The organism is Achromobacter sp. Bel (genome assembly GCF_012928505.1).
In the GTDB taxonomy this organism is placed as follows: domain Bacteria; phylum Pseudomonadota; class Gammaproteobacteria; order Burkholderiales; family Burkholderiaceae_B; genus Achromobacter.
The window spans coordinates 1-16,215 of sequence record NZ_JABBJN010000086.1 but is presented as its reverse complement, the minus strand read 5'-3'; the positions used below and the strand labels follow the sequence as shown (position 1 = coordinate 16,215).

The 16,215-nt window shown below is 65.0% G+C and carries 16 protein-coding genes; 13 read left to right on the top strand and 3 right to left on the bottom strand.

What is annotated here, in order from left to right:
• Positions 1–2,231, top strand: a 2,231-nt coding sequence (gene flhF, locus HG262_RS29385) for a flagellar biosynthesis protein FlhF (protein WP_169274359.1), incomplete at its 5' end; no start/stop codon positions are given.
• A gap of 78 nt (positions 2,232–2,309) precedes the next feature.
• Here flhF and HG262_RS29380 read toward each other — a convergent pair.
• The 3 genes from HG262_RS29380 to flgA form a co-directional block, all read right to left on the bottom strand.
• Positions 2,310–2,786 (bottom strand): flagellar protein FlgN, encoded by a 477-nt coding sequence (locus tag HG262_RS29380; RefSeq protein ID WP_169274358.1) that lies wholly within the window; start codon positions 2,784–2,786, stop codon positions 2,310–2,312.
• A 38-nt stretch (positions 2,787–2,824) separates the two neighbouring features.
• Positions 2,825–3,118, bottom strand: coding sequence for a flagellar biosynthesis anti-sigma factor FlgM (gene flgM / locus HG262_RS29375; RefSeq protein ID WP_006224590.1), 294 nt, complete (start codon positions 3,116–3,118; stop codon positions 2,825–2,827).
• Positions 3,119–3,245: 127 nt separating this feature from the next.
• Positions 3,246–3,962 carry a flagellar basal body P-ring formation chaperone FlgA gene (flgA, locus tag HG262_RS29370; protein ID WP_169274357.1) on the bottom strand — a complete coding sequence of 239 codons (717 nt, stop codon included), beginning with the start codon at positions 3,960–3,962 and terminating at the stop codon, positions 3,246–3,248.
• A 177-nt stretch (positions 3,963–4,139) separates the two neighbouring features.
• Here flgA and flgB point away from each other — a divergent pair, with 177 nt between their 5' ends.
• The 12 genes from flgB to HG262_RS29310 all read left to right on the top strand — a co-directional run.
• Positions 4,140–4,547, top strand: coding sequence for a flagellar basal body rod protein FlgB (gene flgB, locus HG262_RS29365; protein ID WP_169274356.1), 408 nt, complete (start codon positions 4,140–4,142; stop codon positions 4,545–4,547).
• Positions 4,548–4,569: 22 nt separating this feature from the next.
• Positions 4,570–4,989, top strand: a complete 420-nt coding sequence (flgC, locus tag HG262_RS29360; RefSeq protein ID WP_169274355.1) for a flagellar basal body rod protein FlgC — start codon at positions 4,570–4,572, stop codon at positions 4,987–4,989.
• A 20-nt stretch (positions 4,990–5,009) separates the two neighbouring features.
• A complete protein-coding gene (locus HG262_RS29355) occupies positions 5,010–5,708 on the top strand; it encodes a flagellar hook capping FlgD N-terminal domain-containing protein (RefSeq protein WP_169274354.1) in 699 nt (232 codons plus the stop codon).
• A 71-nt stretch (positions 5,709–5,779) separates the two neighbouring features.
• Positions 5,780–7,264 (top strand): flagellar hook-basal body complex protein, encoded by a 1,485-nt coding sequence (locus HG262_RS29350; protein WP_169274353.1) that lies wholly within the window; start codon positions 5,780–5,782, stop codon positions 7,262–7,264.
• A gap of 38 nt (positions 7,265–7,302) precedes the next feature.
• Entirely contained in the window at positions 7,303–8,064 is a 762-nt protein-coding gene (locus HG262_RS29345; protein ID WP_169274352.1) for a flagellar basal body rod protein FlgF, read from the top strand.
• A 64-nt stretch (positions 8,065–8,128) separates the two neighbouring features.
• Positions 8,129–8,914: a flagellar basal-body rod protein FlgG gene (gene flgG / locus HG262_RS29340; protein ID WP_105560480.1), complete on the top strand. Its 786-nt coding sequence runs from the start codon at positions 8,129–8,131 to the stop codon at positions 8,912–8,914.
• Positions 8,914–9,603 carry a flagellar basal body L-ring protein FlgH gene (locus HG262_RS29335; RefSeq protein WP_169274351.1) on the top strand — a complete coding sequence of 230 codons (690 nt, stop codon included), beginning with the start codon at positions 8,914–8,916 and terminating at the stop codon, positions 9,601–9,603. Before flgG ends, HG262_RS29335 begins: the two co-directional genes overlap by 1 nt.
• A gap of 2 nt (positions 9,604–9,605) precedes the next feature.
• Positions 9,606–10,742, top strand: a complete 1,137-nt coding sequence (locus HG262_RS29330; protein WP_169274350.1) for a flagellar basal body P-ring protein FlgI — start codon at positions 9,606–9,608, stop codon at positions 10,740–10,742.
• A 2-nt stretch (positions 10,743–10,744) separates the two neighbouring features.
• Positions 10,745–11,722: a flagellar assembly peptidoglycan hydrolase FlgJ gene (flgJ, locus tag HG262_RS29325; protein WP_169274349.1), complete on the top strand. Its 978-nt coding sequence runs from the start codon at positions 10,745–10,747 to the stop codon at positions 11,720–11,722.
• Positions 11,723–11,795: 73 nt separating this feature from the next.
• Positions 11,796–13,469: a flagellar hook-associated protein FlgK gene (flgK, locus tag HG262_RS29320; protein WP_169274348.1), complete on the top strand. Its 1,674-nt coding sequence runs from the start codon at positions 11,796–11,798 to the stop codon at positions 13,467–13,469.
• A gap of 47 nt (positions 13,470–13,516) precedes the next feature.
• On the top strand, positions 13,517–14,761 hold the full coding sequence (gene flgL, locus HG262_RS29315; protein ID WP_169274347.1) for a flagellar hook-associated protein FlgL: 1,245 nt from the start codon (positions 13,517–13,519) through the stop codon (positions 14,759–14,761).
• A gap of 141 nt (positions 14,762–14,902) precedes the next feature.
• On the top strand, positions 14,903–16,215 hold a 1,313-nt coding region (locus HG262_RS29310), incomplete at its 3' end, for a methyl-accepting chemotaxis protein (RefSeq protein ID WP_169274346.1).

Genomic DNA, 16,215 nt, shown 5'->3' with positions numbered 1-16,215 from the left:
CCGCGATGCAGACGCCCGCCATGTCGGCGCCAATCGCCGCGCCGTCCATGGCCCGAATGCCGGATGCGCCGTTGCGCCAGCCGCCGGCCATGCCGGCCGCCGCGCTGCCGACCGATACCGCGGCGGGTTTGCAAGATGCCATCAGCGCCTTGCGCGGCGCGCTGGAAACCCGCATGGACGGCCTGCTGTGGGGCGGCCGTCCCGGCTCAGGCCGCGAACCCGCCGCCGCGGCGCTGTTCCGCAGCTTGTTGGACGCCGGCTTCAGCACGAAGCTGGTCCGCGCCCTGGTGGAACGCCTTCCGCAAGGCATGGCGGCCGATGCCGCCCAGGCCTGGGCTCGCAACGAACTGGTGACGCACCTGCCGGTCGTCGCGTCCGAAGATGAATTCCTGGCCGGTGGCGTGTATGCGTTGGTCGGCCCGACCGGCGTGGGCAAGACCACCACGCTGGCGAAACTGGCCGCCCGTTGCGTCGCCCGCGAAGGCCGCGATCAGGTCGCGATGCTGACCACGGACTTGTTCCGGATCGGCGCGCTTGAACAATTGCAGATCTATGGCCGCCTGATGGGCGTGCCGGCGCACTCGGTGCGGGACGCCGCCGAACTGCGCCGCATCCTGGCCGAACTGGGCAACCGCAAGATCGTGCTGATCGACACCACCGGTATCAGCCAGCGCGATCGCCTGGTGGCCGAGCAGGCCTCCATGCTGTGCAACGCCGGCAAGCCGGTGCGCCGCCTGCTGGTGCTGAATGCCGCCAGCCAGGGCGACACGTTGGACGAAGTGGCCCATGCCTACCGCAACGGTGTGGGCGAGGATGTGGCCGGCTGCATCATCACCAAACTGGATGAAGCGACCCGGCTGGGCGCGGCGCTGGACACGGCGATCCGCCACCGCCTGCCGATCCACTACATGTCGGTCGGGCAGAAAGTGCCCGAGCACATGGAGCTGGCGCGCGCCGACGTGCTGATCGACCGCGCATTCGCGATGGTCGAGCGCGCCCGCGCGCTGTACACGCCCAGCGAGGCGGACCTGGCGTCCCTGGCGCCGGCCGCCCGCGACGCCGAGGCCGTGGATCCGGCGCGCCGTCGGCAGTTGCTGGCCTCCGCGATCTTGCGTCCGCAGGGCGGCTCGGCCTCCATCACGGCGGCGCAGAACCTGGATGACACGATCGCGATGCTGGACAGCGATCCGGCGTGCGCGCAAGCACGCGCTTCCTGGCGTGACTATGTGGGCGACGGCGCGGGCGCCAGCCTGGCTGCGCTGGGCGAAGCGCCGCTTGCGATGGTGCGGCGTGAATTCTCTGCCACCTGCCACCGCCACTTGTTGGTCATGCATGGCAAGACCGCGATGAAGGGCGAAGGCCTGCCTGGCGGCACGCTGTTGGGCTCCCTGCTGATGAGCGACCGCGGCGCCGCCTTGGCCGCGCCTGCGCAACAGTTGGCATTGGCGCACGGCATGCTGACGTCGTTCGCACCCGCGGCCTCGGGCCAGCCGGACGCCGGCCTGGCGTTGGAAGCGCGCGTGCGCTGGCTGGGCGAGCAGTTACCGCGCCTGCCGCTGGTGCACATGCTGGAGGCCGGCACGACCGGCCTGTGGCAATCGCTGAGCGGGCAGGGCGCATCCTGGGTGGCGCGCTGCCCGGGCGGCATGCGCGTGATCCAGGACGAATGCCCGACGAACCTGAACGCGGTCGGCAAGAGCGTCGGTTATTTGCCGGTGGGCCAACCGGGCGACATGCCCGGCTTGCTGGCCGATAAGGCCGGCAAGCGGGTGCCGCTGGCGCTGTGGGCCTCGGGCACCGAGGTGGCGTTGCCGGGCAAGAGCGGCGGGGCGCCGATTCGTCTGGTGTGCGCCCGGATGATCGATACGGACAGCGGGGAGATTGCCGCACAGCTGTTCGGCCTGACGAACCTGCCGGCGGCGCAAGCCGATGCCGCCACCGTGGCGCGCTGGCTGGTGCTGCAGGACGAGGCGCGTGTGGGCTTTCGCTATATGGCCAACGCGTGGCAGGCGCTGCCGGCCGTCGATGGCGCGCATACCCTGGCGCGCCAGTCCCTGATGGCCGGCCAACTGGGCGCCGCCTGCTGGCAGATGGCGCATTCGCCGTCCGCCGATGTGGTGCGCGGGCCGTTGTCGGGGATCGTGGGATCGGAGCGCAAGCTGTCGGGCCGGATGCTGCCCGTGGCGGTCCTGAAGATGTTCGCGATGCTGGAGATGACAGGCGGCGCCTGATCTCCCTGAGGGGCGGGCCCAAGCAAAAGGCGGCGCATTGCGCCGCCTTTTGCTTGGGCCCGCAACGAAGGAGGGGGCTTAGCCCGCCACGATCGGCTTGCGCCCCGGCGTGCCGCGGGCGCCGCGCCCGTACGCGTCATAGGTGGTGGCGACGCCCACGCCGTTGATGTTGCGCAGCGCGTCCAGCGATTGCTGGGTATAGCGCAGGTGCACGTCGATCAGGGCGCCGTTGCGCATATTGATTTCATTGGCCGACGCGGACTTGGTCAGCAGTGCCTGCCAGATCCCGGACAGCTGCGGGTGCAGCACGGCGGCCTGTTCGGTCCCGGCATGCCCGTTGGGCAGGCCGATTTCAGACAGCAGGCCGTCGCGGGTCTCGCTCAGGTCGACCAATTGCTGGGCGATGCGCCCCTTGCGTTCGGTGAGGGCTTGCAGCGCGCCGACGTTCCCGGGGCCCACCAGCACTTCGGTCTCTTCTTCCAGGATGGCGGAGAACTCGGTGATCAGGGCATCTTCCTGCCGCATGCAGGACTGGAGGGAATCGACGGGGTTCATGGTCATGCTTCGAAGGCGGTAGGGCGGTGGGCGGAGAGTTACTTCAGCAGATCGCGGGCGCTGGCAATCAGGCTGTCGGCGATCTTGCCGGTATCGATCTTCAATTGGCCCGATGCGATCGCGGCGCGGATGGCGGCCACGCGCTCGACGTTGATGTCGTTCGAGCCGTCTTGCAGGGCCAGCATCTTGCGCGACGCCGAGCTCAGCGCCACTTGCGAGCTGCTGGAACCGCTGCCATTGCTGGCGCCATAGGCCTGCGCCACCGCGGAATCCGGGCGTTGGGCAACGGCGTCGGCAGAAATGGGCCGGTTGGTGGTCGAATTGATTTTCAAGGTTTTCTCCGCAGGGCGTCCTGGGTCGGTTTGCGACGGATCCGCCTACTTATGTCTCTGTAACGGCAGGGCCGGAACGAACTTTAGGGCAGGCCGTCAGCTGGCGCAGCGCGATTTGTAACATTACCTACAGTTGTATTTCAACCAGTCCCGCATTCCGGACCACGCCACTGACCACCTGACCGCTGGCCGTGCGCACCTGGACCATCGCACCGGGCGCGGCGTTGTCCAGCGCCTGGCCGTCGCTGCTGACCACGAAGCCGTTGCCGCGCGCATTGATCCGGACGTTCGTGCCGCGGACGACCGACTGCGCGTTGCGCAACGACGAGCCCCGGACCGGCTGCCCCGCATTGATGCGGTAGGCGGCCGTCATGCCGACGACGGTTTGTGGATCGGTGATGGCGCCGGGCGGAAGCGAAACCAGATCGCCGTCCCGGGGGGAAAGGTCGTCCGGCGTCAAGGCCTGGCCGGCCGAGATCATCCTTGAGGCGACGTAGTAGTAGCCGGGGACGCTGACGGTCGCCTGCACATAGGTCGTCCAGGGCTTGGGCGCGTTGCAGCGCACGCCGACCGTCATGCGCGACCGCAGCTTCATGCCCGACGGCATAAATGGGGACATGGCATCGCAGGGCGCCAGGCGGTCGGCGCGCGGCGGGTCGATGGTGATGGCGGGCTGGCCGGGCAGACCGGCCAATTGGTCCAGCAGATAGCTGTGCGCCGCGACGGCGATCGCCTCGGGCGCCTGGCTGGCGGCGTCCTGGGCCTGGACGGTCCCGAAGGAGGTCAGGGCCAGGGCGATCAGGCAGCCGGCGCGCGCGCGGAGGTGTCGTGCGGAGATTTTCATGATGGATGAATTGTAGGAGTCCGTGGCGTTCGGCAATACGTGAATTGGATGAGAAATGGCGGGTTATTTGGCTGATTGTGTTTTGCCGCCGGCCCCTATGATGCCGTCATCCAATGGGATAACGGTGTGTCCGGCGTCCCTTGCTCTATCCGTATTGCAACGCAGGAAGGCGCCACGATGCTAGACAGGCTTAACGAAGATTTCCGGTTCTACCAGCAGGCCTTGGGGCTGCGCGCGCAGCGTCAGGAAGTGCTGTCGTCGAACATCGCCAACGCCGACACGCCCAACTACAAGGCCCGCGACTTTGACTTCAAAGCCGCGATGCAGACGGCCATGGAAGGCTCCAAGCGCCTGCCGGACACCTCGCTGGCGCTGACGTCGGCGCGCCACATTCCGGCCAAGGCCGTGTCCCAGGGGCCGACCGAGCTGCTGTACCGCCTGCCGTACCAACCCAGCATGGACGGCAACACGGTGGACATGGATATCGAGCGCGTGCAGTTCGCCGACAACACCTTGCACTACCAGAGCACGATGCAGATGATCTCCGGCCGCATCCGGACCATGCAGACCGCCATTCAGGATTGATCCATAAAGGGAGCGACAGGCAATGTCCTTGTTGAGCATTTTCGATATCGCCGGTTCGGCGCTCAGCGCGCAATCGCAGCGCATGAACGTGTCGGCCAGCAACATGGCCAACGCCGACAGCGTCGTGGGTCCGGACGGCCAGCCGTATCGTGCCCGCCAGGTCGTGTTCCAGGTCAACCCGGCTGCCGGGCAGGCGATGGGGCAAGAGATCGGCGGCGTGCGGGTGGCCGGCGTCATCCAGGACCCGTCGCCCCTGAAGCAGGTCTACGACCCCAAGCATCCGCTGGCCGACGCCCAGGGCTACATCAGCATGCCCAACGTCGACCCGGTAGCCGAAACGGTCAACATGATCGCGGCATCGCGGTCCTACCAGGCGAACGTCGAGGTGCTCAACACCGCCAAGGCGTTGATGCAAAAGACGCTGACCATCGGTCAATCCTAATTTCCTGACAGAGTGAATTCATGACCACCGTCGACCAAAACACGAGCACCACCGGCCTGGGCCTGGCGCAAAGCGGCGCCAACGGCTCCAGCACGGCGCAGGGCTTGCAGGACCAGTTCCTGAAGCTGCTGGTGACGCAGTTGCAGAACCAGGATCCGCTGAACCCGATGCAGAACGCCGAGCTGACCTCGCAGCTGGCGCAGATCTCCACGGTGGAAGGCATCACCAACCTGAAGAACACGATGCTGGCCATCAGCGGCCAGATCGACGTGTCCCAGTCGATGAACGCCGTGGCGATGATCGGCAAGGGCGTGCTGATCCCGGGCACCAAGGTCAAGGTCGGCGTGGATGGCGAGAACGCCGCCGAACGCGTGGTCACGCCTTACGGCCTGGACCTGCAAGGCGACGCGCAGAAGGTGCAGGTCCGCATTTCGGATTCGAATGGCGCTGTCGTGCGCACCATTGAAATGGGCGAGCAGACGACCGGTGTCTACACCCTGAACTGGGACGGCAAGAACGACAGCGGCGTCGCCCTGGACGCAGGCGCGTACACCGTGTCCGTGCTGGCTACCGATGGTGATGGCAAGAAGGTGAATGCGGAAGTGCTGAGCTACGGCCAGGTCAAGAGCGTGGCGTATTCCACTAACGGCTTGCGTCTGGATCTGGGCCTGGACGGCCAGACCAGCATGCTGGACGTGCGTAAGGTTATCGGCGCCTGAATCGGGCGGATTTGAATCGGCGCTGGCGCGTGTGCGGCGGCTTCACTAGATAAAGATTAGCGAGAGAAAACATGGGCTTCGGACAAGGATTGAGCGGCTTGAACGCCGCATCGCAGAACCTGGACGTGATCGGCAACAACATCGCCAACTCGGGCACCGTCGGCTTCAAGTCGTCGACTGCATCATTCGCTGACGTCTACGCCAGCTCGCGCGTGGGTCTGGGCGTCAAGGTGGCGGCGATCAGCCAGCGCTTCACGGTGGGTACCGTGCAGGGCGGCGGCGGCGAATACGACATCGCCATCGACGGCGCCAAGGGCATGTTCCGCGTGACCGACCAGAGCGGTGCGGTGATGTACACCCGCAACGGCGAATTCCTGGTCGACAAGAACAACTTCATCGTGAATGCGCAGGGCTACCGCATGACGGGTTACCCGGCCGGCGCCATCGGCGCGAACCCGACCGAGCTGCAGTTGCCTACCGCCAACGTGGCGCCCAAGGCCACCGGCACGGGCACGACGGTCGCCAACCTGGACGCGAACGCCAAGGTTATCTACACGACCGACACGGTCACGTCGCCGGCGGTGAATGGCTCGGTCACGATGACCGGCACCGCGCCGCCTTCGCCCGCCACGCAATACACCTTCACGCGCAGCGCGACCGGTGCGCTGACCTGGGTGACCCCGCCGCCGGCGGGCACCTATGGCGCCGCGCCCAACCTGATCACCGTGGATGCCGCTGGCGTGGTGACGACTGGCGACGTGACTCAAGTCCCGGGCTACAAGGACTACACGGCGGCCGTGACCGAAATCGGCCGTCCGTTCGACCCGACGATCTCCAACAGCTACACCAACGCGTCGCCCATGACGGTGTTCGACTCGCTGGGCAACTCGCACCAGGTGATGCAGTACTTCGTGAAGCGCCCGGCGGACGCGTCCGGCAGCGTCTATGACGTGTACTACACGATGGACGGCAAGGCCATGGCGCCGACCACCGAGCTGGGCGGCACGTGGGGCAATCCGCAGAAGTTCACGTTCAACAATGCTGGCGCGCTGACCAGTGCCCCGGTCGTGACCCTGAGCTTCGCGCAGCCCGGCGGCGCCACCACCCCGGCCGATCCGCTCAGCATCGCCATGAACTACACCGGTACGACGCAGTACGGCGGCAACTACAAGCTGGTCGCCAAACCCGACGGCTACACGTCTGGCGAATTCAGCGGCATCAACATCGGCGGCGACGGCAGCCTGGTTGCCAGCTACACCAACGGCGAAACGCAAGTCGTGGGCACCATTGTGCTGGCCGACTTCTCGAACCTGCAGGGCCTGCAGCCCGTGGGCAACAACGCCTGGACCGAAACGGCCGCGTCCGGCCAGCCGATCCTGGGCCAGCCCGGCACCAACGGCATGTCCAAGGTGGTGGGCCAGGCGACGGAAGCGTCCAACGTCGACATGAGCAAAGAACTGGTGAACATGATCATCGCCCAGCGCACCTATCAGGCCAATTCGCAAACCATCAAGACCCAGGACGAAATCATGCAAGTCCTGATGAACCTGAAGTAAAGCCGGACAGGCCAGCGACGACACCGACGGAATAGGCAATGGACAGAATCATCTACACCGCCATGAATGGCGCAGCGCGTATCACCGAGCATCAGGCCGCGCTGGCCAACAACATGGCCAACGTGAACACGACGGGCTTTCGCGAGCAGATCGCGCTGTACCGGTCGGTTCCGATGACGGACGGGGTGAGTCTGCCTACGCGCGTTTCGACGGTGGCGTCCACGCCCGGCAACAGCTTCCAGATGGGCACCATGCAGACCACGGGTCGGGACCTGGACGTGGCGCTGGCCAGCGAGAACGGCTGGATCGCGGTGCAGACGCCGCAGGGCGAAGCCTACACCCGCGGCGGCAGCCTGCAGGTCGGCATCAACGGCCTGCTGCAGACCTCGCTGGGCCAGCCGGTGCTGTCCGACCAGGGCGGCCCGATCGATGTGCCGGACCAGGCCGCGCTGACGATCACGTCGGACGGCACGATCACGGCTATCGGCGCGGGCGACGGTCCGAACAACATCCTGAACCTGGGCCGGATCAAGCTGGCGAACCCGAACAATGCGCAGCTGGTGCATGGCGACGACGGCGTGTTCCGCCTGGCGCCCGTGAACGGCCAGCCCGCGCCGCCGGCGCCCGCCGACCCCGCCCTGCGTGTGTTGTCCGGCGTGCTGGAAGGCAGCAACACCAATCCCATGAAGGTGATGGTGGGCATGATCGAGAACGCGCGCCGGTTCGAGCAGCAGATGCAGGTGGTCCAGCAGTCGGACCGCAACGCCGAGCGCGCCAACGGCATTTTGTCCGTCGGCTGATCCAGCGGATTGATTTAAACAATTTTCGCGCGCGGCCAGGCCGCGGCACCAGGAGTACTTCATCATGATGCGTTCGTTGTGGATTGCCAAAACGGGCCTGGAAGGTCAACAGACCTCCATGGACGTGATTTCCAACAACTTGGCCAACGTCTCCACCAACGGGTTCAAGCGCGGCCGCGCCGTGTTCCAGGACCTGATGTACCAGACGCTGCGCCAGCCTGGCGCCCAGGTGGGCGATGCCACGCAACTGCCGTCCGGCCTGCAACTGGGCACGGGCGCGCGCGTGGCCGCGACCGAGCGCATCCACACGTCGGGCAACCTGAACAATACCGGCGGCGAAATGGACATCGCCATCAATGGCCGTGGCTTCCTGCAGATCGAGCTACCTGACGGCACCCAGGCCTATACCCGCGACGGCGCCTTGCAGCGCGATCAGAACGGCCAGCTGACGACCGTCAGCGGCTACGTGATCCAGCCGCCGATGAACGTGCCGGACAATGCGCTGTCGATCTCGATCGGCAAGGACGGCATCGTTTCGGTAACGCAGCCCGGCGCCGCCGGCGTGAACGTGCAGATCGGCCAATTGCAGATCGCCACCTTCATCAACCCCACGGGCCTGCAGAGCATCGGCGAAAACCTGTACCTGGAAACGGACGCGTCGGGTCCGGCCAACCTGCTGCAACCCGGCGTGGACGGTGCAGGGTCGATCATGCAGAACTACGTGGAAACGTCCAACGTGAACGTTGCCGAAGAACTGGTCAACATGATCACCACGCAACGCGCCTACGAAATGAACAGCAAGGCCGTCAAGACCTCCGACGAGATGCTGGCCCGCCTGTCCCAACTGTGATGCCCATGTCTGTCCTGCGTCTGGTATTTGTTGCGGCGCTGGCCATGCTGGCGGCCGGTTGCGCCATGATTCCGCCCGAGCCGATCGTGACCGGGCCGACGACGGCGGCGCCACCGCCGCCGCCGATGCCCATGGCGCAGCCTACGGGTTCGATCTATCAGCCGACCACCTACGGCAACTATCCCTTGTTCGAGGACCGCCGGCCGCGCAATGTGGGCGATATCGTCACCATCGTGCTGAACGAGCGGACCAACGCCTCCAAGAACGTGGCGACCAACACCAACCGCACGGGGTCGGCCACGCTCGGCATCGCCGCGGCGCCGTCGTTCATGGACAGTTGGGCGGGCGCGAACCTGAATACCGACGCCAAGGGCGGCAACGTGTCGCAGGGCAAGGGCGACAGCACGGCCAACAACGCGTTTACCGGCACCATCACCACCACGGTCGTGGGCGTGATGTCCAACGGCAACCTGCAAGTGGCCGGCGAAAAGCAGATCGCCATCAACCGCGGCAGCGAGTACGTGCGCTTCGCCGGGGTGGTGGATCCGCGTTCCATTACCGGAACGAACACCGTGTCGTCCACTCAGGTGGCCGACGCCCGTATCGAGTACCGCAGCAAGGGCGTCATGGACGAAGTCCAGACCATGGGCTGGCTGCAACGCTTCTTCCTGATCGCTTCGCCGTTCTGACTATGACACAACCGACTCCGATATCCGCCTTGCTGTCCCTGTTCGCCCGCGTCTGCGTGGCGGTCGGGCTCGCGGCCGGCGCCGGCGCGGCCCAGGCCGAACGGCTCAAGGACCTGGCGACGATCCAGGGCGTGCGGGGCAACCAGCTGATCGGCTACGGCCTGGTCGTGGGGCTGGACGGCAGCGGCGACCAGGTGCGCCAGACGCCGTTCACGCAACAAAGCCTGACCAACATGCTGTCGCAACTGGGCATTACAGTGCCCGCCGGCAGCAACATGCAATTAAAGAACGTGGCGGCCGTCATGGTGACGACCACGCTGCCGGCGTTCGCCCGGCCCGGCCAGACGCTGGACGTGGTGGTGTCGTCCATGGGCAATGCCAAAAGCCTGCGTGGCGGCACCTTGCTGATGACGCCGATGAAGGGCGCGGACAGCCAGGTCTATGCCATCGCCCAGGGCAACATCCTGGTGGGCGGCGCGGGCGCTTCCGCAGGCGGCTCCAGCGTGCAGATCAACCAGTTGAACGGCGGCCGCATCAGCGCGGGCGCCATCGTCGAACGCGGCGTGCCCACCACGTTTTCGCGCGACGGGTACATCCATGTGGAACTGAACAATACTGACTTCGGCACGGCGCAGAACGTGGCGACGGCGTTGAACAAGAAATTCGGGCAAGGCACGGCCACGGCGCTGGACGGGCGGGTGGTGCAGGTGCGCACGCCGATGGAGCAGGCGTCGCAAGCGCGTTTCCTGTCGCTGGTCGAAGACCTGCAAGTGGCGCGCGCCCCGACGGTGGCCAAGGTCATCATCAATGCGCGCACCGGCTCGGTCGTCATGAACCGCACGGTCATGATCGAAGAGGCGGCCGTGGCGCACGGCAACCTGTCGGTCATCATCAACCGCCAGAACCAGGTATCGCAGCCGGACACGCCTTTCACGGAAGGCCAGACGGTGGTGGTGCCCAATACCCAGATCGAAGTGCGCCAGGACAACGGCTCGCTGCAACGCGTAAGCACCAGCGCCAATCTGGCTGACGTGGTCAAGGGCCTGAATGCCCTGGGCGCGACGCCTCAAGACCTGCTGGCCATCCTTCAGGCCATGAAGACGGCGGGCGCTTTGCGCGCCGAACTGGAAATCATCTGACGATGGCTGTCGCAAATGACGCGTCCCGGGGCGCCGCCCGGCAAGATTCCGTGTTCGACATGGGCCGCCTGTCGGACTTGAAGCGGGACGTCAAGAAAGACCCCGAGGGCACGGATCAGCAGAAGCAGGTCGCCAAGCAGTTCGAGGCCCTGTTCCTGCAGATGATGGTCAAGCGCATGCGCGAGGCGACGCCCAAGGAAGGGTTGTTCGACTCGCAGCAGACGCAGATGCTGCAATCCATGGCGGACGAGCAATTGGCGCTGCACCTGGCGACGCCGGGGATCGGGCTGTCGCAGTCCATCCTGGCGCAGATGCAGCAGGGCAAGCCCGCCGACGTGTCCGACGACGCCGTCCGCGCGATCGGGCAGGGCGGCGACCTGGATTTCCGCACGGGCGGCTCGCGCGAAGTGTCGGCGCTGCTGAACGTGATGCGCAACAACCGCGCCAGCGACCGCGCGCTGGCCGCCGCCGAGGGCGCGCCGGAACATGTCGTGGCCTTCGTGTCGAAGATGTCGCGCGCGGCCAATCTGGCGTCGCAGCAAAGCGGCGTGCCCGCCCGCCTGATCATGGGCCAGGCGGCCTTGGAGTCGGGTTGGGGCCAGCGCGAGATCAAGCATGCCGACGGCAGCACCAGCTACAACCTGTTCGGCATCAAGGCGGGCGCCAGCTGGAAGGGCAAGGTCGTCAACGTGCTGACCACCGAATACGAAGACGGCGTCGCGAAAAAGGTGACGCAACCCTTCCGCGCCTACGCCTCCTATGAGGAATCGTTCTCGGACTATGCGCGCCTGATCGGCAACAGTCCGCGCTACGAAGCGGTCACGCAGGCGCGCAACGAGATCGACGCCGCGCGCAAGATCCAGGACGCCGGGTATGCGACCGACCCGCGCTACGCCCAGAAACTGATCGGCATCATGGGCCAGCTGCGCGGGGCGGCAACGCGGGTGGAAAATTCTCGCCAGATGTTGGAAGGACTCTAAATTTGGACGATCTCCTGCCGTTAATGGAGTATCCAGAGATAACAGCTGCGGTTACATACGGGGCATTGTCAGCATGAATTTGTATAAAACGGCATTGGGCGGGCTGAACGCCGCACAGGCGGGTTTGGCCACCACCAGCCACAACATCAACAATGCCACCACGGTCGGCTACAACCGTCAGCGCGTCATGACGTCCACCGCGGGTGCGCAAGCCACCAGCAACGGTTATATCGGCCGCGGCGTCCAGGTCGACACCGTCGTGCGCAGCTACGACAGCTTCTTGTACAAGCAGCTGGTCGGCGCGCAGGGCAGCGGTGCTCAGTTACAGGCGCAGCTGGACCAAGTCTCACAGGTCAACAATCTGTTCGCTGACCGCACGGTCGGTATCGCCCCGGGCCTGACCAACTTCTTCACCAGCATGAATGCCGTGGCCAGCAAGCCCGCCGATCCGGCCGCGCGCCAGGATCTGTTGGGTAAGGCAAACAGCTTGGCCACCCAGATCCGCTCGGCCTATACGGAAATGCAGAATCAGCGCGAAGGCCTGAATACGCAGATCACCTCCACGGTCGAGCAAGTCAACAGCTACCTGACCCGGATCGATGATCTGAACACGCAGATTTCGCTGGCGACCGGCAAGGCCGGCAATGGCCCTCCCAACGACCTGCTGGACCAGCGTGACCTGGCGGTGGCGGAGTTGAACCAGCTCGTAGGCATCACCACCTATGAGCAAGGCGACAAGATCAATATCTCGCTGGCAAAGGGCGGTCAATCGCTGCTGTCTGGCACCACCATCTATCCGCTGCAGGCGGTGCCGTCGTCGAAAGACGCTAGCCGGACGGTCCTGGCATATACATTGCCGGCGGGGGCCGGCAAGACGGTGTCGGTCGAGTTGGCCGACAGCGAAGTCACGGGCGGTAAGCTGGGCGGCCTCTTGCAGTTCCGCTCGGCCTCGCTCGACGTCATGCAGGCTCAATTGGGTCAGATGGCGGTTGGTCTTGCGATGTCGTTCAACGAGCAGCACAAGCAGGGCTTGGACCAGAACGGCAACCCGGGTACGGATTTCTTCAGCGTCGCTTCGCCGGAAGGCGTCCCGAACACGCAGAACAAGAGCAACGCGCAGATTTCGGGCCAGTTCACGAACCTGTCCAATATCAACGCGAAAGACTACGAAATTTCGTTTGACGGCACGAACTATCAGGTCGTGCGCATGCCGGAAGGCTCCCAGGTCTTCAACGGCCCGGCGACCGGCACGCCGCCGAACGCGACGTTGAACATGGAAAGCGAGATGGGCGTGACGCTGACGATCAGCGCGCCGCCTCAGGCTGGCGACAAGTGGTCGTTGTCGCCCACGCGTAACGCCGCTCGCGATATCGACGTGCTGATCAAGGATCCGGAGCGCATCGCCGCGGCCGACGCCGAGGGCGGCGACGCCAACGGCAAGAACGCGCTGAAGCTGGCGCAGTTGCAAACCGCCAAGGTCCTGGGCCACGGCACGATGAGCACCACCGACATGTTCGCGCAGGTCGTGAACACGGTGGGGGTGCAGACGGCGCAGGCCAAGTCGGCCGCCACCGCGCAGGCCAACCTGATCAAGCAGACCGCCGCCGCGCAGCAGTCCGTATCGGGCGTCAACCTGAACGAAGAGTACGTGAGCTTGTCGCTGTATCAGGAGCAATACCAGGCCAGCGCCCGCATCATCGATGTAGCGAGCACCGTTTTTGACACGCTGTTGGGCCTGCGTGGCTGATCAGACCGTTGAATTGTGATGATTAAAAAGAATTTCGGAGTCGCACCATGCGCCTGAGCACCACGATGATGTACACGAACGGCCTGAGCGGCGTGCTGTCTCAGGAATCCGACATGAATCGCCTGGTCGAGCAGGTCGGCAGCGGCAAGAAGTACCTGACGCCAGCGGATGACCCCCTGTCTGCGTCACTGGCTATCGGCGTGGCGCAAACGCAGAGCATCAATTCGACGTACGCGATGAACCGCCAGACGGCCAACACGAATCTCGGCCAGGAAAGCAACACGCTGGATTCCATCAAGAATGCCCTGCAGGAAGCGCGTACTCGCGTGATCCAGGCCGGCGGCGTGATGTCCGACAGCGATCGCCAAACTTTGTCGACGGCACTCAAGAGCACGCGCGAAGCCTTGCTGGGCCTGGCCAATACGACGGACGGTAGCGGTCAGTACCTATTCTCGGGCAATGACGGCAGCGTCATGCCTTACACCAAGGATGCGGCCGGGAAGATCCAGTACAGCGGCTCGGTCGGTGAACGCACCATACAGGTCGACCAGAGCCGCCAGTTGTCGACCAGCGATTTGGGCGTGGACATTTTCGGCCGTGCCAATCCCGGCTCGCAGGCGTACGTCGCATCCACCCCCGCTACAAATACCGGCACGGTACAGTTCAGCGCTGTGTCCGTCACGCCAGGCAGCGGGAATCTGGACAAGAATTTCACCGTGACCTTTGAGGCGGACGCCACGGGCGCGATGGGTTTCCGCGTGACGACGACCGATGCCAACGGTGGGAATCCGGTTATTGTCCCCGACCCGTCCCAGCCGGCGAAGGCATATGCGCCGGGAACGGCGATCGATTTCGGCGGTGTTTCGATGGTGGTGACGGGTGAGCCCAAGGCTGGCGATGTCATCAAAGTGGACAATGTCCAGTCCACCGACATGGATGTGTTTTCGACCCTGGATGACCTGATCTCGGCGCTGGACGCGCCGAGCAGCGACGACCCGGTGGCGACGGCCCGCGTGACCAACGCGTTGGCGACGGCGAACAAGAAGCTGTCGAATAGCTACGACAACGTCTTGACGGTGACGGCGTCGGTGGGCGCCCGCATGAACGAGCTGGACGCGCTGGACGCGACCGGTACGAAAAAGGGCCTGACCTATGCCAAGTCCTTGTCCGACCTGGAAGATCTGGACTATTACGCCGGCGCCAGCCAGCTTGCCCTGCGCCAGGTGGCGCTGCAGGCCGCATCGGCGGCATTCATGACCATTCAGGGGTCCAGTCTGTTCAGCCGCAAGTAAAGCGGCGGGACCCCACACGCCGCACCGCTCGCGTGCGGAGAATTGCGCCCTTGCGGACGCTACTGGCCAAAGGCCGGGGCGTCCGTGGTTGCGTGCAGGGTAGGTAGTGTCGTTTCACGTTGCTTAACGCTCGGATATTTCATGCTTGTCAATTTGAAAGTTCGCACCTGTATCGTCCTGGTGCTGTTGCTCTTCACGGGCGCCATGTTCATATCGAATGGCGTGGCCTGGATGGGGTTGAACTCCAGCAACGATAAGCTGGAGCAGGTCAATGACGCCTATTCCAATCAGGGAACCCAGCTGAACCGCGCCAACGCGGTCCTCCTGCGTGGCCGGCTGTTGCTGGCGACGTCGCTGATGGACATGCAGCAAGGCAAGACCGAGCAGGCCAACGAGCAAACCCAACGCGCCGACGTCCTCATGCAGGAAGGCGCAAAATGGCTCGACGCGTTCCGCAAGGAACCCCGCATGGCGGGTTCCGAGGCGCTGGTGGCCAAGCTGGAGTCGGCCTACAAGCAATTTGACGACGTCTACAGGCGCCAGGCCGCCGCACTGTCCAAGATGGCGGTGCAGGATTACCTGGATCTGAACGACGCCGGCAGCGCCGCCAACACGGCATTCCGCCAAGCCGTCAACGGCATGCTGGAATTCCTGGATAAGCGCACCGACGAACTGGTTGTCCAGGCGGAAGTGGATCACAGCATTTCGCGCATGGTCACGCTTGCGATGCTGGCGATTGCGCTGGTGCTGGCGCTGGGCTGCTGGATTTTCATCAACCGCACCGTGCTGCGTCCGCTGCATCAGGCGGGTGACCACTTCGACAAGATCGCCGGCGGTGATTTCACGGGCCGCATCGAGGTGCGCAGCACCAACGAGATCGGGCAACTGTTCGGCGCCATCAAGCGCATGCAGGAAAGCCTGACGCGCACGGTCGCGATGGTGCGCCGCGGCGTGGATGAGATCAACGTGGGCTCGCGCGAGATTTCCGCAGGCAACACGGACCTATCCAGCCGTACGGAACAACAGGCAGCGTCGCTGGAAGAAACCGCGGCGTCGATGGAGCAACTGGCGTCCACGGTGAAGCAGAACGCGGACAACGCGCGCCAGGCGAACCAGTTGGCGGCCAGCGCGTCGGACGTGGCCGAACGCGGGGGTTCGGCGGTGTCGGAAGTGGTCAGCACGATGCAGGGCATTTCGGCCAGCTCACGCAAGATCTCGGAAATCGTGTCGGTCATTGACGGCATTGCGTTCCAGACGAACATCCTGGCGCTGAACGCGGCGGTGGAAGCCGCGCGGGCAGGCGAGCAGGGCAAGGGCTTTGCGGTGGTGGCGGGCGAAGTGCGCTCGCTGGCGCAGCGCAGCGCGCAAGCGGCCAAGGAAATCAAGGGCCTGATCGAAGACTCGGTCACGAAAGTGGGCGCGGGTTCGCAGCAGGTGGAACGCGCGGGCGCGAC